Source organism: Streptomyces sp. CB00455, from assembly GCF_001905445.1.
Lineage (GTDB): Bacteria > Actinomycetota > Actinomycetes > Streptomycetales > Streptomycetaceae > Streptomyces.
Window position 1 is genome coordinate 713,920 of record NZ_LIVQ01000001.1, and the last position, 22,662, is coordinate 736,581.

A 22,662-nucleotide genomic window follows, 5' to 3' on the forward strand; every position below is an offset into this window, starting at 1 on the left:
ACGGGTCCCAGCAGCCGACCGGGGCTTACGGGAACTCGACCACCGAGCGGAGGACCTCGCCGCGCTCCATCCGGGCGAAGGCGTCCTCGACCCCGTCGAGCGGGATGGTCTCGGAGACGAAGGCGTCCAGGTCGAGCCGGCCCTGGAGGTAGAGGTCGACGAGCACCGGGAAGTCGCGCTCGGGCAGGCAGTCGCCGTACCAGGAGGACTTCAGGGCGCCGCCGCGGCCGAAGACGTCCAGGAGCGGGAGTTCGAGCTTCATCTCCGGGGTCGGTACGCCGACCAGGACCACGGTCCCGGCCAGGTCACGGGCGTAGAAGGCCTGGCGGTAGGTCTCCGGGCGGCCGACGGCGTCGATGACGACGTCGGCTCCGTTCCCGCCGGTCAGTTCCTGGACGGCCTTGACCACGTCCTCGGTACGGCCGTTGACGGTGTGGGTGGCGCCCAGCCCCCGCGCCCACTCCAGCTTCCGGTCGTCGAGGTCCACCGCGATGATCCTGGACGCGCCGGCCAGCCGCGCCCCGGCCACGGCGGCATTGCCCACTCCCCCGCAGCCGATGACCGCGACGGAGTCGCCCCGTCCGACATTGCCCGTGTTCAGGGCGGCGCCGAGGCCGGCCATCACCCCGCAGCCGAGGAGTCCGGCGGCGGCAGGGGAGGCGGCGGGGTCCACTTTGGTGCACTGGCCGGCGGCGACGAGCGTCTTCTCGGCGAAGGCGCCGATCCCGAGCGCCGGGGAGAGCGGGGTGCCGTCCTCCAGGGTCATGGACCGGGTGGCGTTGTGCGTCGCGAAGCAGTACCAGGGGCGGCCGCGCCGGCAGGCGCGGCAGGTTCCGCACACGGCCCGCCAGTTGAGGACGACGAAGTCACCGGGGGCGACGGAGGTGACGTCCGCGCCGACCGATTCCACGATCCCGGCGGCCTCGTGGCCGAGCAGGAAAGGGAACGCGTCGTTGATGCCGCCTTCGCGGTAGTGCAGGTCGGTGTGGCAGACCCCGCAGGCCTGGACGCGCACGAGCGCCTCGCCCGGTCCCGGGTCGGGCACGAGGATCGTCGTCGTCTCCACCGGTGCGCCCTTGCTCCGGGCGATGACCCCTCGTACGCGATGCGTCACGTCCTACCCCACTCTCGTTTGGCTTCCACCCGAACGTACACGGGCGCCGCACCGTAGGGGAGTTGCGTTGCCGCGCGGCCCGGGTGGTGGCCGGTTTCCCGCGTCCGGACGGCGCCGGGGTGACCCCCCGGCGCCCCCGGCGCCCTCGGCGGCGCGGGGACGGGCGACGGTGCCGAAGGCATGCGGTGGCGCCGGAAAAGGTCCTTGATGGGCGTTTCGCCACCAAAGCGCATGTAGCCCGATTCGCCTGAGGGGAGGCCGACTTGTCCCCATGCGCCTTGACGTCGGCGGAGTCCCGGCAAACCGTGATGTCAATCACTAAGGGCGCGCCAACATCATTTCCTCCGCGGACCTGCGCGGCCACGATTCTCTTTTCCCCCAAAGAAAGTTGGCTATTGCTCAAAGGCGGCCTCAAGGTCATTTCCCGGACCGATAGGAGGAAGTCGATCTACCGGTGGAATTCTGGCCTTGTCCGGGCCCGGCGGACTCGCTTACGGTCACCCTCGTTCCCGGTGGTCAGCTGCCGAATACGGCCACCCCCGGGGCCTCTCCCGTCCCCCCACGTGAGGAATTCCGCCATGCCCGCAAAGGGTAAGCACCGTCGGCCCAAGAGCAACCGGATCACCCGCAGGCTGGCCTTGGCCGGCACGGGCGGCGCGGCCCTCGCCCTCCCCCTGATCAGCGCCACCACCGCCGGTGCGGTGGAGGCGGCCGTTCCCGCGACCTATTCCGTGGTCTCCGGCGACAGCCTTTCCAAGATCGCGGCGGAGCATTCCCTCAGTGGCGGCTGGCAGCAGCTGTACGCGGCCAACCGGAACATCATCGGTGACAACCCGTCGGCCATTCGCCCCGGCCTCAAACTGACCATCGGCGCCCAGGCGAAGACGGCCGCCGCCGCCCAGCCCGCCACCGCCTACCCGAACAATCTCGACGGCTGGATCCGCGAGTCCCTGGACGTCATGGCCCGCCACGGCATTCCCGGCAGCTACAACGGAATTCACCGCAATGTGATGCGCGAGTCCTCCGGCAATCCGCTGGCCATCAACAACTGGGACTCCAACGCCGCGGCCGGGATCCCCTCCAAGGGCCTGCTCCAGGTCATCGATCCGACGTTCCGCACCTACCACGTGCCCGGAACCTCCCTCGACTCCTACGACCCGGTCGCCAACATCACTGCCGCCTGCAACTACGCGGCCGCCCGCTACGGCTCCATCGACAACGTCAACGGGCCCTACTAGAACGCCCCGACCGCCCGGTCCGCCGGAGGCCGCTCAGAGCTAGCCCTGGCGCCGGGCGGCCCGGACGGCCTCCATGCGGTTGCGGGTGCCCGTCTTGCCGATCGCCGAGGACAGGTAGTTGCGTACGGTCGACTCGGACAGGTGCACCCTCGCCGCGATGTCGGCGACGGTGGCTCCGTCCACCGCGGCCTGCAGGACGCCGACCTCCCGCCCCGTCAGTGGATTGGGCCCCGCGACGAGCGCGGCCGCCGCGAGGGCGGGGTCGATCACCGTCTCGCCGGCGAGCACCCGGCGGACGGCTCTGGCCAGTTCTTCCACCGGGCCGTCCTTCACCAGGAAGCCTGCGGCCCCGGCCTCCATCGCCCGGCGCAGGTAGCCGGGCCGGCCGAAGGTGGTCAGGATCAGCACCCGGCACCCGGGGCACCGCGTCCGCAGTTCGGCGGCCGCGTCGAGGCCGCTGCGCCCGGGCAGTTCGATGTCGAGGAGGGCCACATCCGGCCGCGCCTCCAGGGCGGCGGCCACGATCCGGTCCCCGGCGGCGACCTGCGCCACCACCTCGATGTCCTCCTCCAGCCCGAGCAGCAGGGCCAGGGCGCCCCGCATCATGCCCTGGTCCTCGGCCAGCAGCAGCCGGATCATCCGCACTCCTCGTTCGCCGTCCGCACGGCCGCGCCGGACTCGGACCGCTCCAGCGGGAGTTCCGCCGTCACCCGGAAGCCTCCGCCGGCGGCCGGGCCGCCGCGCAGAGTGCCGCCGGCCGCCGCGAGGCGTTCGGCGAGGCCGGTGAGGCCGCTGCCCGGCGGCGCCGAGCCCACGCCCCCGCCGCCGTCGTCCGTGATCACCACCCGGGCCCGCTCGGCGGTGCCGCCCACCTCGATCTCGCAGGTGGCGGCGGCGCTGTGGCGGATCACGTTGGTGACGGACTCGCGGACCACCCAGCCCAGCAGGGCGGCCGTCCGCGCGGGCAGCGCAGGCCCGCACTGGCGTACCCGCGGCTCGATGCCGGCGGCGGTGAGCGCGCCGCACGCCCGGTCGAGCTCGTCCCCGAGGCTCGCCTCCCGGTAGCCGGTGACGGCCTCGCGGATCTCGGTCAGTGCCTGGCGGCCGACCGATTCGATGTCGCCGATCTGGACGAGCGCCGCGTCCATGTCGCGGGGTGCGATCCGCCTGGCCGCCTCCGCCTTCACGACGATCACCGAGAGGGTGTGCCCGAGCAGGTCGTGCAGGTCGCGGGAGAAGCGCAGCCGTTCCTCCTCGACCGCGGTGCGGGCCAGTTCCTGCCGGGTCTCGCGCAGTTCCCGGACCGTCTCGGACAGGGCCAGGATGGCCGCGGTCACCATGCCGGACAGGAAGGTCCCGTAGACGACGCCGATCGCGTCCCAGCCGTCCCGGTATCCGGCGACCGCCCCGGCCACGGCGCTCAGCGCGATCATGACCGGCCCCAGGCTGCGGCCCCGGACCACGGTTCCGGTGGCGAGGCCGAGGAGCGGGAAGAACAGCAGCCAGCTGCCGCCGTACGCGAGGGCGAGTCCGCCGGTGACCGCGCCCATCACCGCGAGGCTCCAGCGGGTGCCGGCGCTGCGGCGCTTGCGCGCGTCGAAGGAGCGGAAGACGACGCTGATGTAGAGGGAGTTGAAGACGAGCACGCCGAGGCCGCCGGCGAGCGGGTTCGGGGTGTCGCCCTTGATGAGGTTCGAGACGGCGCCCATCCCCATCAACAGCCAGGGCAGCAGGGTGAATCCGCTGGGCGGGCCGAGCGGGCCGCGGGCAGGGCCGGCGGGCCCGGCGGTGTGCCGCGACCGCAGGACGGTCGGGATGAGGGGCGACTGCTTCATGACCACCACGCTACGGAGGCGGGCCGCCCCGCGGCAGGTCCGCGCGTACCGGAAGCACCGGTACGAATGTCACTGCCCGCGGTCGGCGGCCGTACGGGGCCCGGCCGCCCGGGAGCGGGCGCGCAGGAGGATGCGCAAGGGGGCCGAGAGGCCGTAGCCGGTGTCGCGGCGCAGGACGGCGGCGCCCGCGCGCTCGACGGCGGTCAGCTGGTGCGCCATCAGCTGCGTCATGGCCGCGATCACCGGACGCAGCCCCGGCCCGGCCAGTTCGAGGATGCCGTCGGTGGCGTCGAGTGCGGTCCGGGCGCGCCGCGTCTCGGCGGCGAGGAGGGCCCGTACGGCCGGGGTGTCGTGGGCCCGTTCGAGGTCGGCGCGGGTCACGGAGTGCTCCGCGAGGCTGGCCCGGGGGATGCACAGGCGGCCGTCCGCGAGGTCCGAGGCGAGATCGGCGAGGAAGTCGATCCGCTGGGCGGCGTCGACGAACCGCCGCCAGCCCGCGGCCTGTTCGAGGCCGGGGCCGCCCTGGTACTGGAGGCCGGTGAAGACCAGCACACCGGGCCAGGCGTATTCGTCGAGGTAGGTCTGGAAGTCCTCCTCGTCGGCGAAGCCGTCGAAGACGGCCTCGGCCGTGGCGGCGCCCGCGAGGAAGCGGGAGACCCAGTGCGCGGGAAGGCCCCGGGAGTGCACGGCGTGGCTGTAGGCGCGCAGCAGGGGGTCGGGGCTCTCCCCCGACGCCAGGGCCGCCTCGACGCGGCCGGACAGGGCGGCCAGTGCGGTGGTCCGCTGCGCCGGGGTCCCGGTCTCGGCCGTGTCGTCCACCAGGTTCATGAAGGCGAGGCCGGCGGCGAGGCAGGGCACCAGGGGTGGCGCGGCGAGCAGGCGCAGGGTGAGGTAGGGGGCGGGCTCGCGGCGCAGGACCCCGCGGGCGGCGTGCGTGTAGTCGTCCCGCAGCCGCGTCCCGGAGATCCCGGCGGCCGTGAGCGTGGTGCGCCAGCTCGGCATGGTGCTCGTGCTCCCTCGGGACGTCTCTCCGCGGACGGACGGAGATCAGCATCGCAGGCCCCCGGGCCTGCGGGGCGGGCCGGGGTGGGCGCGTGGCGGGGCGGCCGGGGGCGGGGCGGGCGCGGGGCGGGCCCGAGGCCGGCGCGGGGCGCGCCCGAGGCCGGCGCGGGCGGCCGCGCTTCAGGAGCGGTAGACCTTCCTGACCTTGCCGTCGATCCCGGCGAGGACGTAGCCGCCCTGGCCGTACTCGTCACTGAGGTAGGGCCGCATGCAGGGACTCTGGTCCATCATCCAGGGCTCGACGATCACGTAGCGGGAGGTCGGGGCGGCCACGCCCAGCTCCTGTCCGGCCTGCTGCATGAGGGCGGGCAGGGCGTCCCACTGGACCGTGGCCATGTCGATGAGCGGGACGCGGTCCTTGACGGTGCCCTCCGGGCCGGTCCGGGTGGCCTCGCCGTCGCGGTACTGCCAGGAGTCGACGGTCTTGGCTCCGGGGGCAGTGGGGATCGAGGCGATGACATAGGCGTCGTAGATCCGCAGGTTCACGAAGGTGGTGGTGCCGGTCTGCTGCTTCAGTGACGCCAGCGCGGTCCGGATGTTGCCGGGGGTGAGCAGGCTGCCCTGGGGCGCGCTCGCCTTGGGGGCGACGGCCTTGGGGGTGCTCGCCACCGGTCCGGGCGTCGAGACGGCGGGTGTGGTGGCGGCCGGGGTGGTGGCGCCGCCCTTCGCGTTGCCGGCGCCGGTCGCGGTGCCGTCGGGCAGCCATCTGACGATCCCGACGGCGCCGGCGACCAGTACCGCGACGAGGACGGCGCCGAACAGGGCCCGGCGCCGGGGTGCCGCCCCGGCGGGGAGCGGCGCGGTCGGCGCATAGGGGTGCGCCGGCGGTCCGAACGGCGGGGGTGTGGGCGGCCCGTACTGTCCCAAGGCCGGGCCTGCCCCGGCGCCGACCGCACCGCCCGGGCCGACCGCACCGCCAGCACCGCCAGCACCGACCGGGCCGACCGGGCCGACCGGGCCGACCGCACCGACCGCACCGACTGCGCCGCCGGTGGAGACCGCCCCGCCGTCGAGAGCGGTGCTCGCGTCGCGGAGCAGCTGTTCCAGGCGGGCTCCGTCGGGGCGCGCGGCCGGATCCCGTACGAGGAGCCGTTCCAGTACGGGGGCCAGCGGGCCGGAGCGGACGGGCGCCGGGATCGGCTCGTCGAGCACGGCGACGACTGTGGCCAGGCTGCTGGCCCGGCGCAGCGGATGGACCCCCTCCGCGGCCACGTAGAGCAGCATGCCCAGCGACCACAGGTCGGAGGCGGCCAGCCCCTCCTCCCCGCGGACGCGCTCGGGCGCGATGTACTCGGGCGAGCCGATCAGCACGCCCGTCGAGGTGAGACCCGTGGAGTCGTGCAGGGCGGCGATGCCGAAGTCGGTGAGCACGGCCGACCCGTCGGGGCGCAGCAGTACGTTGGCCGGTTTCACATCGCGGTGGAGGACCCCCTCGGCGTGTGCGGCGCGCAGCGCGGACAGCACGTCGCGTCCGAGCCGCAGTACGTCGGGGAGCGGCAGCGGGCCCGCGGCCAGCCGCTCGTGCAGGGAGCCGCCCCGGACCAGCTCCATCACGATCCACGGGTGTCCGTCCGAGCCGGCCGCCGGTTCGACGATGTGGTGGATCGTCACCACGTGGGGGTGGGCGAGGCGGGCGAGCGCCCGGGCCTCGCGGACGGCCCGTTCGCGCAGCTGGGCGGCGAGACCGGGCTGGGCGGCGGCGGTCGCCGGGTCCGGCGGGCGCACCTCCTTGAGTGCGACCTCGCGGTGCAGGGCGATGTCGCGGGCGCGCCACACCGTGCCCATGCCGCCGCTGCCCAGGGGCGCGACGAGTTCGAAGCGCCCGTCGATCAGCCGTCTGCCGGCCTCACTCGTGTCCATGGCCGGACATCGTAGGCGGCGGCGGTGTCAGCAGCGGAGGCGGTCCACCGTGACGGTCCCCTGGACGGTGGTGACCGTACGGTCCCAGCACCCGCCGGGGACCTGCGCCCCGTACTGCCGGGAGCGGGCGGTGGTGGTGGCGACGGCGTGCCGCTGGTCGCGCGGGACGTTCGCGGTGTAGGTGGCGTCGCCGGTGTAGCTGTCGTCGAGGCGGGCGGCCTCGACGCTGCGGCCGCCTCGCAGGGTGGCGGTGTCCGCGCGGTCGCCGAGCGACAGGACGGTGCGCAGCCGGTCGCCCGCGCCCAGGGTGGTCCGGCCGTCCATCGTGTAGGTCCGGGCGGTGCGGGTGCCGGTGGCGCCCCGGGTCACGGTCTCCTCGTCGGTCCAGGTGGCGGTGAGCGTGTCGCGGCTCTCGCCGTCGGTCCAGCGGTGGACGGAGGTGTGGTGCACGGCGCGGGCGACGCTGGTGGTGACCCGCCCGTGGGAGGTGTCCAGGTATCCGGCGACGGTCAGCCGGTGGCCGCCCTCGGTGTCGAGGCGGTGTTCGGCGCCGGGTGCGGCGGGCGTCCAGTGGGAGGAGTTGGCCGGATCGCTCTGCTCGTGGCGGGTCAGGGCGCCGGTGACGACCTCACGGGCCTCGTCCTGCCAGAGCAGCAGGTTGGCGGGGGTCGACCAGCCGCTCTGACCGGTCGGCACCCCGGCCACGGACACCTCGATCCGGTGGGAGCGGCCGTCGTTGAGGGGGGCTGCGAAGGGGGTCAGGTCGTAGAGGACCGGTTGGACGTCGAAGGCGCGGGGTCCGGGCGTGACGTACCACAGGAAGGGGTTCGACCATCCGCCGGTCCAGACGGTGGGGAAGGGCGCGGCGATGCCCGCGAGCCGTCCGTCCACGGCGATGCGGACTTCGCGGTAGGGGCCGTCCGCCGCCTTGCACGAGTACGGGGCCGCATCCGGGACGGTCATGTACCAGTACTCCTCGCAGCCGCCGCCCGAGCCGGTGGCGTAGACCTCGGCGAGGAGCCGCTCCGTGTTGCGCGGGGTGGTGATGTCCGGGGAGGTGAGGGGGAGGACGCGGTCGGGGGTCCCGGCCGCCGGGGTGCGGCCTTCGGCGGCGTAGAAGGTGAGGGTGACCTTGACGTCGATGACACCGGTGTAGGTGTCGTCGACGACGTTGCCGATCAGCATGTCGACGGGCTGGGGGCGGGCGAGGGTGTCGCGGTAGCGGGTGACGTCCTTCTCGACGGACCAGGTGATGCCGTCGGGGGATGGCTGCGGGGTGGAGGTGCGCAGGATCTCGACGCCGCCGAGGGAGAGGTGACCGAGCCGGTCGTACTGGCGGCCCTTGACCTTGCCGTCGAGGCGGAGGACCACCTTGGCCCACTGGCCGGCGCCGCAGTCGGCGGGCGGGGTGTAACCGCCCCGGTAGGGGGTGAAGTCGCGGAACTGCGCCTCGGCGAGGAGCACCTCGCAGGACCGGGTCGCGGGCCGGGCGACGGGCGCGGCGGGGGTGAGGGGGTCGTGCCAGTCGCTACCGAACTCGGCGGGCGGCCCGCCGGGGGCCGGGGCGGGAGCCGGGGCTGTGAACCGGGCCGGGGCGGCAGGCGGGGCTGTGAACCGGGCCGGGGCGGGAGGCGGGGCTGTGAACCGGGCCGTGGTGGTGGGCGCCGCCGGGGCGGGAGCCGGTACCGGGGCGGGAGCCGTGGCGGTGGTGGTGCGGTTCGTGGTCGCGCCGTGCGCGGGTCCCGCGGCGGCGAGGGCGCCGGCGGCCAGCACGATCGCGCCGATGAGGCCCGTGATCCTGTGTCGTCTCATGGACCCGCAGTGAAACCCCCGCCCCCCGGCCCCGCCAGGCCCGGAAGACGGTCGGTGGCCCGATCTCGCCGCTGGCGCGAGTCGGGACGCGGGCCGGCCCGGCCGGCGAACAGCGCTCGGCCGCCCGGGCGCCCGGCAGACGGTGGCCGCAGCGCCGTCAACGACGCAGGGCCGGCGTCAGTCGCGGGAATTGCCGAACAGGATCCGGTAGCCGATGAGCAGGACCAGGGAGCCGGCGATGGCGGAGCCCCAGGTGGCGAGGTCGAAGAACTGGGTCTGGACCGGCCGGTCCAGGAACTTCGCCGAGAGCCAGCCACCGATGAAGGCACCGGCGACGCCGATGAGGGTGGTTCCGATCAGGCCACCGGGGTCCCGTCCAGGCAGCAGGACCTTCGCTATGCCTCCGGCCAGCAGTCCCAGGATGATCCAGCCGACGATCCCCATGCCCGTCACTCCGTCTCTCGGTGGTTCGGATGTTCTCCGGGGAGGACGCAGGCGGGGCCTGAACGGTTCTGCGACGCTCAGCGGCGGTGGGTCGTCCGCGACAGCGCGAGCGCGCCGAGGGTCACGGCCGCGACCGCTCCCGCCGCCATGAATCCGCCGCGCGAGCGCCAGGAGAGCACCGAGAACGTCGACTGCGCGGAGAGCAGCGAGCCCGTGCTCAGCCAGGAGGCGGTCGAGGCGAGCGAGAGGGCCGAACCGATCGAGGCGGCGGAGAGCACCGAGCCGACCGAACCGACCGACAGCACGCTGCCGACCGAACCGATGGACAGGACGGAGCCGGCCGAACCGATGGAGAGCACCGAGTCCTTGGACCAGAGGGAGAACGACGATCCGTCAATCATGCGGGTCATGCTGCCACACGGTCCGCGGGCACGGTCGGCGCGGCGGCCCCGGCCTCGGCGACGGCCGTGGGCGGCACGGCGGGGCCGGTCCCGGCGCAGGACGCGGGTGGCACGGCGGGGCCGGTCCCGGCGCAGGACGCGGGCGCGGCAGCCGGCGCGGACGCGGGGAGCGCGGACGCGTCAGCCGGCCGGGGCGCGGCCGGGGTGCGGGTGAGCAGGAGCACCCCGCGGACCGCCGCGAGGGCTCCCGCCACCGCGAGCAGCACGCCCGCCGCGCCGCCCTGGAGCCGTTCGCCGAGGAGCACCATGCCGATGGCGGCGGCGGCCAGCGGGTTGGCGAGGTTGACCACGGCCAGCGGCGCCCCGAGGCCGCCCCGGTACGCCCGCTGCGACAGCAGCATCCCGCCGACCGCGAAGACGACCACGAGCCCGGCCACGGCGACGACCCGGAAGCTGAACAGGGAGCCGCCGCGCCCGCCCGCCACGGCCACGGTCTGCGTCAGGGCGGAGGCGGCCGCGGAGGCGAGCCCGGAGGCCGTGGCGTGCCGCAGCCCCGAGCGGGGGTCCTTCACGGCGGTCAGCATCAGGATCACCGCGGCCGTGGCACCGGAGACGGCCAGCGCCTCGGCCAGGGTGAGGGTGTCGTCGGGGGCCGGCCCGGAGGCCGGGAGCAGCAGCAGGCCCAGCCCGGCAACGGTGGCCAGGGTGCCCCGCCACTCGGTGCCGGCCACCCGCCGCCCGGCTCCGCGCGCCCCGAGGGGAACGGCGGCGACGAGGGTGAGCGCGCCGAGCGGTTGTACGAGGGTGAGCGGGCCGTACCGCAGGGCCGCCGCGTGCAGCAGCGCCGCGGCGGCGTTGAGCCCGGCCGACCACCACCAGGCGCCGGAGCCGAGCAGCGCCCGGGCGCTGCGGGCGACGGCGGCGCGGGCGAGCCGCTCCTGGGCGACGGCGGCGGCCGCATAGGCCACGGCGGAGGCCAGGCAGAGGCAGACGGCGAGCAGGGTGGCGTTCACCGCTCGGCCCCCACGACAGCGCCGGCGGTCCGCCGATCCGGCAGCGCCCGTACGCCGACGTCCCAGGTCCCGGCGACGGACCCGGCGGCGGACCCGGCGACGGCATGCGCATCCGCAGCCCCTACACCCGCGCCCTCACCCGCACCCGCACCCGCACCCGGGGCGGGAACCTCGTCCGTCCCCGGCGCCACCGGCCCCGGAACCAGCAGCAGGGCCGCCCCGAGCAGGAGCGTGGCCACGATCGCGTCGAGCCAGTAGTGGTTGGCCGTACCGACGACCACCAGAAGGGTCACCAGCGGGTGCAGCAGCCACAGGACGCGCCACCGAGAGGATGTGGCGGCGATCATGCCGAGCGCGAGCATCAGCGCCCAGCCGAAGTGCAGGGAGGGCATCGCCGCGAACTGGTTGGCCATGGAGTCGGTGGCCGGCGCGGCCCCGTAGACGGTGGGGCCGTAGACCTGCCCGGTGTCGATCAGGTGCGCGGCGTCCAGCATCCGCGGCGGCGCGAGCGGGAAGGAGAGGTGCAGGGCGAGGGCGGCCGCGGTGAGCACGGCCAGGACCCGGCGCGTCCACAGGTAGTGGGCGGGGCGGCGCAGGTAGAGCCAGATCAGGAAGAGCGCGGTCGCCGGGAAGTGCACGGCCGCGTAGTAGGTGTTCGCTGTGTGCACGAGGGCGTCCCCGTGCAGCAGCAGCCGCTGCACGGCGCCCTCGCCGGGCAGGTGCAGGGCGCGCTCGGCGTCCCAGGTCCGCGCGGCGTTGCGGAAGGCTTCTCCGGTGCGTCCGGTCGAGAGCGCCCGGCCCGCTTTGTAGACGGTGAAGAGCCCCGCGACGAGCAGCAGTTCGCGTACGAGGCGGCGGCGCGCGGCTCTCCGTCCGGCCGGCGCACCGGCGGGTGTGGTGTGGGAGGTCATCCCCCGGCTCTCTTCCTGTTGCGCACGATCGACACGCCAGTGTATCGATACATTCGCGTATCGATACGCCGGTGTACCGATACGCTCGCGTTCCCGTACACTTCGGTACTGGAAGACGCCGCCGAGGAGATCCCCGAGGAGAGCCGCACCCCATGACGTCGACGCCGAGCACCGCGCGCCGCTCCAAGATCACCCCGGAGCGGGAGCAGGAGTTCTACGACGCCGTTCTGGAGCAGCTGCGCGAGCACGGCTACGAAGCCCTGACCATGGAGGGCGTCGCCGCCCGGGCGAGCTGCGGCAAGTCCACGCTCTACCGGCAGTGGAAGACCAAGCCCCGGCTCGTCGCCGCGGCCCTGCGGGCCGGGCGGCGCGGCACCCTCGTCGCTCTGGACACCGGATCACTCGCCGGCGACCTGCGCGAGGCCGCCCGGATCGCGGCCTGCACCTCCGGGCGCGACACGCGGCTCACACAGGCGCTCGGGCACGCCGTGCTCAGCGACGAGGAGCTGCAGGCAGCCCTGCGCGAGGCGCTGGTCGAGCCGGAGCTGGCCGCATTCGACGCGATGGTGGCGCGGGCGGTGGAGCGCGGGGAGATCGTCGCGGACCACCCGGCCGTGGAGTTCCTGCCGGCGCAGCTGATGGGTGTGCTGCGCATCCGGCCGGTGCTCGAAGGACGGTACGCCGACGCCGACTACCTGGTCCGGTTCGTCGACTCCGTCATCCTTCCCTCCCTGGGCCTGACAGGGCCCCAGGCCCCCTGAACCGGCGGGCCGCCGTCCCGATGACCGGACGGCGACCTGCCCGCGCTGCCTCGTGGGGACGGCGGCAGCGCGCCACCCGGACCGGGCGGCGGTCACACACGCGAGAGTGACCGCCGCCCGATCCGAGCCGGTGCCGGGCCCGGCACGACCCCGGCCCCGCTCCTGTCCCAGCCCGTCCCCGCCTCCACGCGTCCCCGCCTCCGCGTCGGCGGGCCCTTCGCCGGGGCAGGGCCGCCTGCGTCAGCGCAGCGCGCCCATGGTCCGGGTGAACTCGTCGGGGCCGTCTTCGGAGCCGTGCAGCCGCGCGTCGAGCGACCAGGCGCCCGAGTCGTCACGGGTGAACTCCGCGACCGTGGCCGCCGTGGCGTTCGGGACGGAGCCGAAGCCACCCAGGGCGAGGTCGGTGTGCCCCTCGCGGATCCGCAGCCCCGTGCCGTGGATGTCGGCGAAGGTCTTGGCACGGCCCTCGGCCCCGCCGGTGTCCTGGATGACCACGCCGACCACCACCCGCCGCAACTCCGAGGACATCCGGTCGAGTTCGAGCGTCATAACCTCGTCGTAGCCGAAGCCCTGGCCCGTGTGGCTGTCGCGGTTCAGGGTGATGGTGCCGTCGGGCGAGCGGCTGCCGAAGTGGACCAGGTGGACGGGAACGCCGCGCGGGTCCGCGGCGCTGTAGACGGCGGCGACTATGTCGAGGTCGTGCGCGGGCGTGCCGGACGGACTGGGGTCCCAGCGCAGCGCGACCTCCACTTTGGCCAGCCCCTTGCGAACAGCTGTCACCGAACTCCCCCTCCACTCACCGGGTATTGCCCGGCCATGCTCCCACGTGTCCCGGGTCGCGGGCCGAACGACCGTACGTTCCAAGCCAGTCCGCTCGCGCTGCGGCATCGGCGCGATGGCCCCCGCGCTCGCGCTCCGGGCCCGGAACGAAGGCGGCCACGCCGGGGAGCCGGCCCGCCGCCGGACACGGCCGGGCCGGCCCCCGCCCGGCCCGAACCCCCAGCTCGGCGGCCTACCAGTCGCCGTCCTGGACCGGCTTCCCGGGCCTGGGCGCGTTGCCGAGGGGCTTGACCTGGCCGGGACCCGGCTCCGCCCACGGGGTGTGGTCGTCGCCCAGCCACTCCCCCACCGGCTTGACGCCGGACAGGGCCCCCGAGGGGGCCAGGTCGGCGGCGGAGTCGTCGTAGTAGTCGAACCACGGCAGCCCGGCCCTGGTGTAGGCGGCCCGGTCCACCGGTGACGGCGGGGCCTGCTCCCCGGTGATGCGGCGCCAGGCCGGCGGGGTGACCAGGTGGACGAAGACCCGCGCGGCCGGCTCCGGCGCCCAGGCGGAGAGCGGCCGGTCGTCCCGGTAGACCTCCTGGCGCATGGAGCCTCCGACGCCGAGCCCCATCGCCGGCGCGGCGGGCGGCGCCCCCCGGGCCGGGGCCGCGCCCGGAGCCGGGAAGCCGCCCGGGGCCGCCGCCATCGGCGGGGGCGGCGGCCCGCCGTAACCGCCGAACGCAGCCGGGGCCCCGCCGGGCGCCGCCGGAGCTCCCCCGAATGCGCCGGGCGCCTGCGGCGGCGCACCGTACCGCGGCTGCTCCGCGCGGGCCCGCTCCGCGCGCCGCCACTCGGCCAGCGCGCCCGCCTCCAGCGGGAATGCCTGGAGCTGCACTCCGCCGGTGGTCTCCTCGCCGGTGACCTGCCCCTCGACGGTGGCCCCGAAGCCGAGCGGTACGGCGACGAACTGGCGCACCGTCCCGTCGCCCGAGTTGATGCCGTCCAGCCACGGCTGGCGGGGCGGCACCACGTAGTTCTGCGGGTCCCGCGCGAGCCGGCCCGTCCAGCGCTCGCCGGATACGGCGCACACCTTGCCGACGCCGACCTGGAGCGCGGCCGGCTCCCTGGTGCCGCCGAAGCTGAGCCACATCGCCTCGCGCAGGTACACGGGCAGCATCACACCGCCCTTCGCCAGCCATTGCGGCGGAGCCGTGTCCGGGTAGTCCTCCACGCGCCGCAGGGGGAACTCCCCCAGCCCCGGCGGCAGCGCGTGCGTGCCCGACTCGGGCAGCCGCAGCGTCCGGATGAAACGGATCTGCACCCCTTCGCCCAAGAGCAGCGCATTTCCGTCGACCCGTACCGAACCTGTTCCCATGCCCGCCCTTTCTCCCGCTCCGGCCTGGAGACACCGCAGGATCTGCGGCAGATCCGGATCGTTATCCTCAAGTTTTGCTCAGATGTAGTGACGCTGCGCCCGTCACCTTCCTAGCTTCCTCGTACACATGTCTCGACGTCCCCCCACGACCCGCGGTTCCCCGCGCCCCGGCGATCCCGGTGCGCGCCCCGCGTTCCAGGAAAGAGTGCAGCAATGAAGGTTCCCCAGGCCTGTGCGGTCGCCGCTGTGATCGCCCTGACCCTGACCACCTCCGGGTGCGGCGGTGACGACAAGGCCGCGGGAACCCTGTCCATCGGCATCAAGTTCGACCAGCCGGGCATCGGGATGCGGGAGACGGACGGGACCTTCACCGGCTTCGACGTGGACGTCGCCACCTATGTGGCCAAGGAGCTGGGCTACACGCCGGACCGGATCGAGTTCAAGCAGGTCTACAGCAACGACCGCGAACTGCTGCTCCAGTACAACGAGGTGGAGTTCGTCGCCGCGAGCTACTCGATCAACGACAAGCGCAAGGAGAAGGTCGACTTCGCCGGCCCGTACTTCCTGGCCCATCAGGATCTGCTGGTCCGCGCCAACGACACCTCCATCAACAAGGCCGAGGACCTCAACAGCAAGCGCCTCTGCTCCGTCACCGGCTCCACCTCCGCGGAGAACGTGAAGAAGAACCTCGCCCCCAAGGCGAGCGTGCTGGAGCTTCCCGGGTACTCGGAGTGCCTCGTCGCCCTTGAGGACAACCTGGTCGACGCCATGACCACGGACAACTCGATCCTGGCCGGGTACGCGGCCCGGAAGGGCAACGAGGGCAAGTTCAAGCTGACGGGCCAGTCCCTCAGCAACGAGAACTACGGCATCGGCATCAAGAAGGGCGACAAGGAACTCCAGCAGAAGATCAACGCCGCGCTGAAGAAGATGGTCGCGGACGGCTCCTGGGAAGCGGCGGTGAAGAAGAACTTCGGCCCCGGCTACAAGTACGAGCCCGCGCCGGCGGTCACCGCGGTCGGCTGACGGGCGGGCAACAGTCCGGCGCCCGGCGCCCGGCGGGGCAGCCCGCCGGACCACCCGGTCAGGCCACCCGCTAGGCCACCGGGTCAGACCACCGGGTCAGGCCACCGGGTCAGGCCACCGGGGCCTTGGCGCGCAGCACGGTCAGGAACTCCCGCATCCAGCGCGAGTGGTCGGGCCAGGCGCGGGCGGAGACCAGCGTGCCGTCGACCACGGTCTCGGAGTCCTCGAAGTCGGCCCCGGCCGCCTTCATGTCCGGCTCCAGCGCCGGATAGGCGGTCACCCGGCGGCCCGCCAGGCCCCCGGCAGCCGCGGTGATCAGAGGGCCGTGGCAGATCTGGGCGATGGGCTTGTCGGCCTCGGCGAAGGCGGCCAGGATCCGCCGCACCTCGGGGTCGTTGCGCAGGTACTCCGGCGCCCGGCCGCCCGGGACGACCAGGGCTGCGTAGTCCTCGGTCACCACCTGCGCGAAAGCCAGGTCAGCCGGCCAGGTGTAGCCGGGCTTCTCGGTGTAGGTGTCGAAGCCGTCCTCGAAGTCGTGGACCACGAACCGCAGTTTCTTGACGGACGGGGCCGCGATGTGGACCTCGTAGCCCTCCTCGCGCAGGCGCTGGTACGGATAGAGGACCTCCAGCGACTCGGCCGCGTCTCCGGTCACGATGAGGATCTTCACTGCCATGGGCTGCTCCCAGGGAGGGCTGTTCACGGTCGGCTCGGCCCCGCCGGGGCCACCGCTACCCTTCCCGCGGCGCGCGGACGGCACACACCAAGGTCCGCACTGCCGACACATGGTTTTTACCTGTAGGGCACATGACAATGTGAGCCTCGCTCTGCCACCTGACATCCCGCCAATTCCCCGGGCGGGAGCGGTGCGTGTGGAGAGGTACCCCCACGTGAAGAGAATCTCCCGCCTGACCCCCTGGGCGGCCGCCCTCGCGGCCGCCGCCCTGTTCGCCGTACCGGCGGCCGCCTCCGCCGGCCAGCAGCGGACGGCGGACGCCCACGCCGCCACCGCCGGATCGGCGGACGCCCACGCCGCCTCGGCCGCGTACGACTCCTACTACGCGGCGGCCGAAGGCAAGACCGGGGCCGCGCTCAAGACCGCCCTGCACAACATCATCAAGACGCAGTCCAAGGTGACCTACGACGGCGTGTGGAACGCCCTGAAGGTGACCGACCAGGACCCGGCGAACCCCAACAACGTCATCCTGGTCTACTCCGGCCGCTCGCAGTCCAAGAACACCAACGGCGGCGGCGTCAACGACTGGAACCGCGAGCACGTCTGGGCCAAGAGCCACGGCGACTTCGGCACCGCCACCGGCCCGGGCACCGACCTGCACCACCTGCGCCCCGAGGACGTCACGGTCAACAGCACCCGGGGCAACAAGGACTTCGACAAGGGCGGCAGCCCGGTCGCGGAGGCCCCCGGCAGCTTCACCGACGGCGACTCCTTCGAGCCGCGCGACGCGGTCAAGGGCGACGTGGCGCGGATGATCCTCTACATGGCCGTGCGCTATGACGGCGGAGACGGCTTCGCGGACCTCGAAGTCAACGACAAGGTCAACAATGGTTCGGCACCGGCCATCGGCCGGATCAGCCTGCTCAAGCAGTGGAACCAGCAGGACCCGCCGGACGCCTTCGAGCAGCGCCGCAACCAGGTCATATTCGACACCTACCAGCACAACCGCAACCCCTTCGTCGACCACCCGGAGTGGGTCAGCTCCATCTGGTGACGATCCTGACGCCGGGCACGGCGCTGCCGCTCACCGGGCCCCCGGGCCCGCTGTCGGCGGCAGCGCCGGACCGGCCGGCTCGTTCAGCAGCGGCAGGCGGCAGTGCCTGCGGGACAGCCCTCAGCGGGCGGGGTAGTCCGTGTAGCCGCGGGCGTCGCCGCCGAAGAAGGTGGAGGGGTCCGGGGTGTTGTACGGGCCCTGCGTCCGCAGCCGCTCCGGCAGGTCGGGGTTGGCGAGGAAGAGGGCGCCGAAGGCCAGGACGTCCGCGGTGCCGTCCTCGACGAGGGCGAGGGCGCGGTGGTCGGTGGGCCCCTCGGTGGCGGGGTTGAGCACGAGCGGGCCGGAGAAGTGCTTGCGCAGCGCCAGGGTTGTCTCCCGGGCGTCGGGCCCGTACTCCATCAGGTGCAGGTAGGCCAGGCCCAGGCCGTCGATCTCCTTGACCAGGGCCTCGTAGAGGGGCTGCGGGTCCGGCTCGGCGCCGGCCATGTCGTTGTACGGGTTCCCGGGCGAAAGGCGCAGGCCGGTGCGCTCGGCTCCGATCGCCGCGGAAACGGCCTTGACGAGCTCCACGGCGCAGCGGATCCGGTTCTCGGTGGTGCCGCCCCACTCGTCGTCGCGCCGGTTGGTGCCCGGCGCCAGGAACTGGTGGATCAGGTAGCCGTTGGCCCCGTGCAGCTCCACCCCGTCGAAACCGGCCTCCACCGCGTTGCGGGCGGCCTCGGCGAAGTCGGCGATGGTCGCCCGCACCTCGGCGCCGGTCAGCGCGCGGGGGGTCACGAAGTCCTGGGCGCCCTCCGCGGTGAACACCTGCCCCTTCGGGGTCACCGCGGAGGGCGCGACGGGGACGAGGCCGTCGGGCAGCAGGGACGGGTGGCCGATGCGGCCGGCGTGCATGAGCTGGGCGAAGATCCGGCCGCCCGCCGCGTGCACCGAGTCGGTGACCCGGCGCCAGGCCGCGACCTGCTCCGCGCTGTGCAGCCCGGGGGTGTAGGGGTAGCCCTGCCCGACGACCGAGGGCTGGATCCCCTCGGAGATGATCAGGCCGGCGGAGGCGCGCTGGGTGTAGTACTCGACGACCAGATCCGTCGGGAGCCCGCCCTCCGCGGCGCGGCTGCGGGTCATGGGAGCCACGGCGATCCGGTTCGGGAGGGTGCCGCCGGCGATGCGAATGGGGTCGAACGCGCTGGTCATATGCGCCTCATAAAGATAGTTGGTCGGCCAATGAATGGCCATGGGGTTGCACCCTACCCCATTACTTGGTCGGCCAAGGTAAAGAGCGTGTGACGGTAGGATCCAGGGACGGGGCACGGAGTGCGTCCGGCCGCCGTCGACCGGACGCGATCGCAGTCGCCGCGACCAAGACACCGTGAACGAAGACGCCGTGAACGCAAGGACCGCAAGGACCGCAAGGAAAGGGAGCGCTGCCATGACCGCGCCAACCGCCCGGGAACCCCGCTCGCCCGCGGAGTGCGCCCCGGTGCCCAGCGCCGTGCTGGACGGGCCGGTCAGCCACGCCATCAGCCGCGTCGCCCGGCTCCACCGGATCGCGGCGGGCCGGGCCCTGCGCGAGCTGGGGCTCCATCCGGGACAGGAGTTCCTGATGATGCACCTGTGGGACTGCGGCGCCGTGCGCCAGTCCGAGCTGATCAAATCGGTCGGGCTCGACCCCTCGACGGTGACCAAGATGCTCCAGCGCCTCGAACAGGCCGGACACGTACGCCGCCGCCCCGACCCCTGCGACCGGCGGGCGTCACTCGTCGAGGCCACCGACACCAGCCGGGGGCTCCTGGCCCGGGTGCGCACGGCCTGGGGCGAGCTGGAGCGGCAGACCCTGGAGGGGCTGGACGAGGCCGAGCGTGCGGAGCTGACCCGCCTGCTGGGCAAGGTGGAGGCGACCTTGTGCACGGGGGCCGCACAAGCCGGCCCGGCGGAGTGCGACGCCGCCTTGCGGGGCCCCGCGCACTAGTCAGCCGGCGCCGAGGAGCCGCCGGGCGGGTCCAGCCGGTCGGCGAGCGTCTGGAAACCGGTCCAGGGAAGTGCGGGCGTGCGCGCGTCCCAGACCTTCTGGGAGAGCGCGGCGAGCGGCAGGCGGATGCCCGCCGCCACCTGGTCCTGGGTCTGTGCGCCGGCCAGGTCGGCCCAGACGGCGAGCCGGCCGCCCAGGATCTGCTTGCCGTACTGCGCCGGGACCGCGGTGGTGCCGCGCAGGACCAGCGGGGTCCACTGCTCGTAGATGCGGCGTCCGGTGGGGTAGGCGAAGTCGTTCGGCTCGCCCAGCACGTAGTACAGGTACTCGTCGTTGAGGTTCACGACCTTGCGGCCCTCGCGCAGGTACTCCAGCGGCGGGCGGGCGCCGATCTCCTTGCCGGTCCAGTATTCGACCTGGAGGTCCTTCGCCGCGCTCGCGACGCCGCCGCGGAAGAAGCCGTCGTTCCACGCCTTGAGCGTCTTGCCCGAGGGACGCACCACGGCCGCGCGGTCGTTGAGCCAGCCGGTCGCCAGGTCCTGGACCCGGGCCGCGGCCCCGTACCGCTGCCGGGCGGCGCGTGCGAGCTGCGGGAAGGAGGCTTCGGGGTCGCGGACCACCAGGGCCTGGTACTCGTCGGCGCCCAGGTGCCAGGCCCCTCCGGGGAACAACGGCTGGTACTCGCGCAGCAGTTCGTCGACGAGCTTGGCGGAGGCGGGGTTGGATATGTCCACCGCCCCCTTCACCGCCCTGCCCTGTGCGTCACGCAGTTGCAGTTCAGGGTGGGCCCGCAGCACCGCGCCGAGGTGTCCGGGCGAATCGATCTCGGGGACGACGGTGATGTGCAGCCGCGAGGCCAGTGCGGTGATGCCGCGCACCTGGGCCTTGGTGAGGTGCGGGGTGGAGACGATCTCGGGATGGCTGTCGGATGCGATCCGGAAGGCCTGGTCGTCGGAGAAGTGCAGGCCGAGCTGGTTCAGTTTGAGGTCGGCCATCTCCCGCAGCCGGTCCTCTATCCAGTCCGGGGTGAAGTTCTTGCGGGCTATGTCGAGGTTGAGGCCGCGCTGGGGCCGCGCGGGCCCGTCGCGCACGGTGCCCTCGGGGGCCGAACCGGCGCTGCGCACGGCCTGTTTGAGGGTGCGGGTGCCGTAGAAGACGCCCGCTTCGTCGGGGCCGGTGATCCGGACCCGGCCGTCCGCGACGGCGAGCGTGTAGGACTCGGCCGGACCTGACTCGCGCGTTCCGAGGGCCAGTTGGACATCCCCGGGGCGCGCCTCCTTGGACTCGGCGTATCCCATGCCGAGTTCACGGGCGAGCAGGGTGCCCTCGTCGGACAGGGCCGCCTTGTCCGCGGGCGCCACGACCACGCGGGCCGCGGCGGCCGGCTTCCAGCCGGGACCCCGCGCGGGGACGTGCTCCCGTACGGCCGGGATGGTGCGCGGAGCGGCGGACAGCGGGTAGGTCGGCGACGGGGACGGGGTGTCGCCGGGGGCCGTGGCCGGGCCCGGCGTGCCGCCGCCGGGGCTCTGGGCGGCGGGACTCGGGGCGGCGGGGGCGTCGGAGGCGGCGGAGCAGCCGGGGACGGCAAGGGCGACCAGCGCGGCGGCGGTGGCCGTCGCGCTGACGTGGACCCTCCTGTGAAGCCTCGGTTTCCGCATCATGCACCAGTGTTCCCCGTACCAAAGTGGCACGGGGGGCACGGACGCGCGACCCGGCGGGCCCGGCTCCGCGGGTCGCGGCGGGGCGTCGGACCGGGGCAGCGGACCCCGGACCCGGGCATCAGGTCAGGGTGTCGAGCGCCGCGGCGGCCAAGCCCTGGTCCTGCTCCGGGGGCGCCGCCGCCGACTGCGAGGGCGCCGATGAGACGGCCCTCGCGGTGGACCGGCAGCCCGGCCGCGATGGACGGCAGCGGCCCGTCGAGGGGAACCGGTCGGTCAGTGGCGGGCGGCGGCGCATCCCGCCGGCTCGGGCGCCGCCGGCCGGGCGGCCGCCGGCTCGGTGACCGCGGCGGCCCTGCCGCCGGCTGCACGTCCTGCCGTACGGCGCTCCAGCGCTCCGGACAGGAGCGCGAGGACGAGGGCGGAGGCGGCCAGTGCCGCGCCGACCCAGTTCGGGGCGGTCCAGCCCAGTCCGGCGGCGATCACGAGGCCGCCGAGCCAGGCGGCGAGGGCGTTGCCCAGGTTGAAGGCGCCGATGTTCACGGCGGAGGCCAGGGTCGGCGCACCGGCGGCCTGGTCGAGGACGCGCTTCTGGAGCGGGGGCACGGTCGCGAAGCCGAGGGCGCCGATGAGCACGACGGTCACGGCGGCGCCGGCCTTGGAGTGGGCGGTGAGCGTGAAGAGGGCCAGTGTGACGGCGAGCGCGCCCAGGGAGACGTACAGCATCGGCATGAGGGCGCGGTCGGCGTACCGGCCGCCGATGAGGTTGCCTGCGACCATGCCGAGGCCGAACAGGACGAGCAGCCAGGTGACGGAGGAGCCGGCGAAGCCGGCGACGTTCGTCATCATCGGGGTGATGTAGGTGATCGCGGCGAAGACGCCGCCGAAGCCGAGGACGGTCATCGCCATCGCGAGCAGCACCTGGACGTTGCGGAAGGCGGCCACCTCGCGGCGGATCCGTACGCCGCCTTCGGGCCGGGGCAGTTCGGGTACCAGGCGGGCGATGCCGAGCAGGCCGAGGACGCCGAGCGCGGCGACGATCAGGAAGGTGATGCGCCAGCCGAGCGTCTGGCCGACGAGGGTGCCGAGCGGGACGCCGACCACGTTGGCCACCGTCAGGCCGGTGAACATCATGGCGATCGCTCCGGCCTTCTTCTCGGGGACGACGAGTTCGGCGGCGACGACCGCACCGATGCCGAAGAAAGCTCCGTGGGCGAGGGAGGCGACGACGCGGCCGGCGAGCATGATCCCGAAGGCGGGGGCGAGCGCGGAGAGCACGTTGCCCGCGATGAAGAGGCCCATGAGCAGCATCAGCATCCGCTTGCGCGGGATCCTCGTGCCGAGGACGGTCATCAGGGGCGCCCCCAGGACCACCCCGAGGGCGTACCCCGTGACGAGGAAGCCCGCAGTGGGGATGGACACGCCGTAGTCGGCGGCGACCTCGGGGAGCAGGCCCATGATCACGAACTCGGTGGTGCCGATCCCGAAGGCCCCGATGGCAAGGGCGAGGAGTGCGAGAGGCATGAGGGGAAGGCGCCCTTCAGGAAGGTGGAAGTACGGGCGGCCCGGGCCGCCGGGGGCGCGGCATCTTTGCCGTCGCTGCTTACGTGCGTCCACATTAATTGCAGACGCGGGATATTTGCAAGCGCGGGCTATTGCATAGGTGGCCTATCCTGGTGACACACGACCAGACG

The 22,662-nt window shown here is 73.7% G+C and carries 20 protein-coding genes and 2 pseudogenes; 5 read left to right on the forward strand and 17 right to left on the reverse strand.

All coding sequences use genetic code 11. The features are described 5' to 3' along the window. Positions 1-25 precede the first annotated feature (25 nt). Positions 26-1,114, reverse strand: coding sequence for an S-(hydroxymethyl)mycothiol dehydrogenase (locus AMK16_RS03330; RefSeq protein ID WP_073908328.1), 1,089 nt, complete (start codon positions 1,112-1,114; stop codon positions 26-28). A 578-nt stretch (positions 1,115-1,692) separates the two neighbouring features. On the opposite strand from AMK16_RS03330, the gene AMK16_RS03335 reads away from it, so the two are divergent. Then, positions 1,693-2,352, forward strand: a complete 660-nt coding sequence (locus AMK16_RS03335) for a transglycosylase SLT domain-containing protein (RefSeq protein ID WP_073908330.1) — start codon at positions 1,693-1,695, stop codon at positions 2,350-2,352. A 39-nt stretch (positions 2,353-2,391) separates the two neighbouring features. Here AMK16_RS03335 and AMK16_RS03340 read toward each other — a convergent pair whose 3' ends face one another. From AMK16_RS03340 to AMK16_RS03380, 9 genes and pseudogenes are all read right to left on the reverse strand, one after another. After that, a complete protein-coding gene (locus AMK16_RS03340; protein WP_073908333.1) occupies positions 2,392-2,991 on the reverse strand; it encodes a response regulator transcription factor in 600 nt (199 codons plus the stop codon). After that, positions 2,988-4,187: a sensor histidine kinase gene (locus tag AMK16_RS03345; protein WP_079191375.1), complete on the reverse strand. Its 1,200-nt coding sequence runs from the start codon at positions 4,185-4,187 to the stop codon at positions 2,988-2,990. The genes AMK16_RS03340 and AMK16_RS03345 overlap by 4 nt, the downstream gene beginning before the upstream one ends. A 69-nt stretch (positions 4,188-4,256) precedes the next feature. Beyond that, entirely contained in the window at positions 4,257-5,189 is a 933-nt protein-coding gene (locus AMK16_RS03350; protein ID WP_073908335.1) for a phytoene/squalene synthase family protein, read from the reverse strand. Positions 5,190-5,369: 180 nt separating this feature from the next. Further along, entirely contained in the window at positions 5,370-7,109 is a 1,740-nt protein-coding gene (locus tag AMK16_RS03355) for a serine/threonine-protein kinase (RefSeq protein WP_073908337.1), read from the reverse strand. 27 nt (positions 7,110-7,136) lie between these two features. Continuing rightward, a pseudogene (locus tag AMK16_RS03360) lies at positions 7,137-8,654 on the reverse strand (peptide-N4-asparagine amidase); the annotation flags it as partial. A 444-nt stretch (positions 8,655-9,098) separates the two neighbouring features. Continuing rightward, a complete protein-coding gene (locus AMK16_RS03365) occupies positions 9,099-9,365 on the reverse strand; it encodes a GlsB/YeaQ/YmgE family stress response membrane protein (RefSeq protein ID WP_073908339.1) in 267 nt (88 codons plus the stop codon). Positions 9,366-9,442: 77 nt separating this feature from the next. Then, on the reverse strand, positions 9,443-9,766 hold the full coding sequence (locus AMK16_RS03370) for a hypothetical protein (RefSeq protein WP_242438546.1): 324 nt from the start codon (positions 9,764-9,766) through the stop codon (positions 9,443-9,445). Between the two features lie 5 nt (positions 9,767-9,771). Then, positions 9,772-10,779: a hypothetical protein gene (locus tag AMK16_RS03375; RefSeq protein ID WP_073908344.1), complete on the reverse strand. Its 1,008-nt coding sequence runs from the start codon at positions 10,777-10,779 to the stop codon at positions 9,772-9,774. Beyond that, positions 10,776-11,690, reverse strand: a complete 915-nt coding sequence (locus AMK16_RS03380) for a phosphatase PAP2 family protein (RefSeq protein ID WP_079191288.1) — start codon at positions 11,688-11,690, stop codon at positions 10,776-10,778. The genes AMK16_RS03375 and AMK16_RS03380 overlap by 4 nt, the downstream gene beginning before the upstream one ends. 152 nt (positions 11,691-11,842) lie before the next feature. Here AMK16_RS03380 and AMK16_RS03385 point away from each other — a divergent pair, with 152 nt between their 5' ends. Further along, positions 11,843-12,451, forward strand: a complete 609-nt coding sequence (locus AMK16_RS03385; protein WP_073908346.1) for a TetR/AcrR family transcriptional regulator — start codon at positions 11,843-11,845, stop codon at positions 12,449-12,451. A 240-nt stretch (positions 12,452-12,691) separates the two neighbouring features. Here the strand turns inward: AMK16_RS03385 and AMK16_RS03390 are convergent, their stop codons facing one another. Both AMK16_RS03390 and AMK16_RS03395 read right to left on the reverse strand, forming a co-directional pair. After that, positions 12,692-13,231 (reverse strand): TerD family protein, encoded by a 540-nt coding sequence (locus AMK16_RS03390; RefSeq protein WP_079191289.1) that lies wholly within the window; start codon positions 13,229-13,231, stop codon positions 12,692-12,694. A gap of 232 nt (positions 13,232-13,463) precedes the next feature. Continuing rightward, on the reverse strand, positions 13,464-14,588 hold the full coding sequence (locus tag AMK16_RS03395; protein ID WP_073908348.1) for a hypothetical protein: 1,125 nt from the start codon (positions 14,586-14,588) through the stop codon (positions 13,464-13,466). A gap of 213 nt (positions 14,589-14,801) precedes the next feature. Here AMK16_RS03395 and AMK16_RS03400 point away from each other — a divergent pair, with 213 nt between their 5' ends. Further along, a complete protein-coding gene (locus tag AMK16_RS03400) occupies positions 14,802-15,614 on the forward strand; it encodes a glutamate ABC transporter substrate-binding protein (protein WP_073908350.1) in 813 nt (270 codons plus the stop codon). 109 nt (positions 15,615-15,723) lie between these two features. On the opposite strand, the gene AMK16_RS03405 is transcribed toward AMK16_RS03400, so the two are convergent. After that, entirely contained in the window at positions 15,724-16,290 is a 567-nt protein-coding gene (locus AMK16_RS03405; RefSeq protein WP_073908352.1) for a DJ-1/PfpI family protein, read from the reverse strand. A gap of 214 nt (positions 16,291-16,504) precedes the next feature. Here AMK16_RS03405 and AMK16_RS03410 point away from each other — a divergent pair, with 214 nt between their 5' ends. Further along, positions 16,505-17,344 carry an endonuclease I family protein gene (locus AMK16_RS03410; RefSeq protein WP_242438548.1) on the forward strand — a complete coding sequence of 280 codons (840 nt, stop codon included), beginning with the start codon at positions 16,505-16,507 and terminating at the stop codon, positions 17,342-17,344. Positions 17,345-17,464: 120 nt separating this feature from the next. On the opposite strand, the gene AMK16_RS03415 is transcribed toward AMK16_RS03410, so the two are convergent. Further along, positions 17,465-18,535, reverse strand: a complete 1,071-nt coding sequence (locus AMK16_RS03415) for an alkene reductase (RefSeq protein ID WP_073908354.1) — start codon at positions 18,533-18,535, stop codon at positions 17,465-17,467. A 235-nt stretch (positions 18,536-18,770) separates the two neighbouring features. Here AMK16_RS03415 and AMK16_RS03420 point away from each other — a divergent pair, with 235 nt between their 5' ends. Continuing rightward, a complete protein-coding gene (locus AMK16_RS03420) occupies positions 18,771-19,310 on the forward strand; it encodes a MarR family winged helix-turn-helix transcriptional regulator (protein WP_073908356.1) in 540 nt (179 codons plus the stop codon). Here AMK16_RS03420 and AMK16_RS03425 read toward each other — a convergent pair. The 3 genes and pseudogenes from AMK16_RS03425 to AMK16_RS03430 form a co-directional block, all read right to left on the reverse strand. Beyond that, a complete protein-coding gene (locus AMK16_RS03425) occupies positions 19,307-20,971 on the reverse strand; it encodes a beta-N-acetylhexosaminidase (protein WP_443333529.1) in 1,665 nt (554 codons plus the stop codon). The genes AMK16_RS03420 and AMK16_RS03425 overlap by 4 nt on opposite strands. Positions 20,972-21,089: 118 nt before the next feature. Next, a pseudogene (locus tag AMK16_RS36995) lies at positions 21,090-21,240 on the reverse strand (heme-binding protein); the annotation flags it as partial. 4 nt (positions 21,241-21,244) lie between these two features. Continuing rightward, on the reverse strand, positions 21,245-22,492 hold the full coding sequence (locus AMK16_RS03430) for an MFS transporter (protein WP_073908359.1): 1,248 nt from the start codon (positions 22,490-22,492) through the stop codon (positions 21,245-21,247). Between the last annotated feature and the right edge of the window lie 170 nt (positions 22,493-22,662).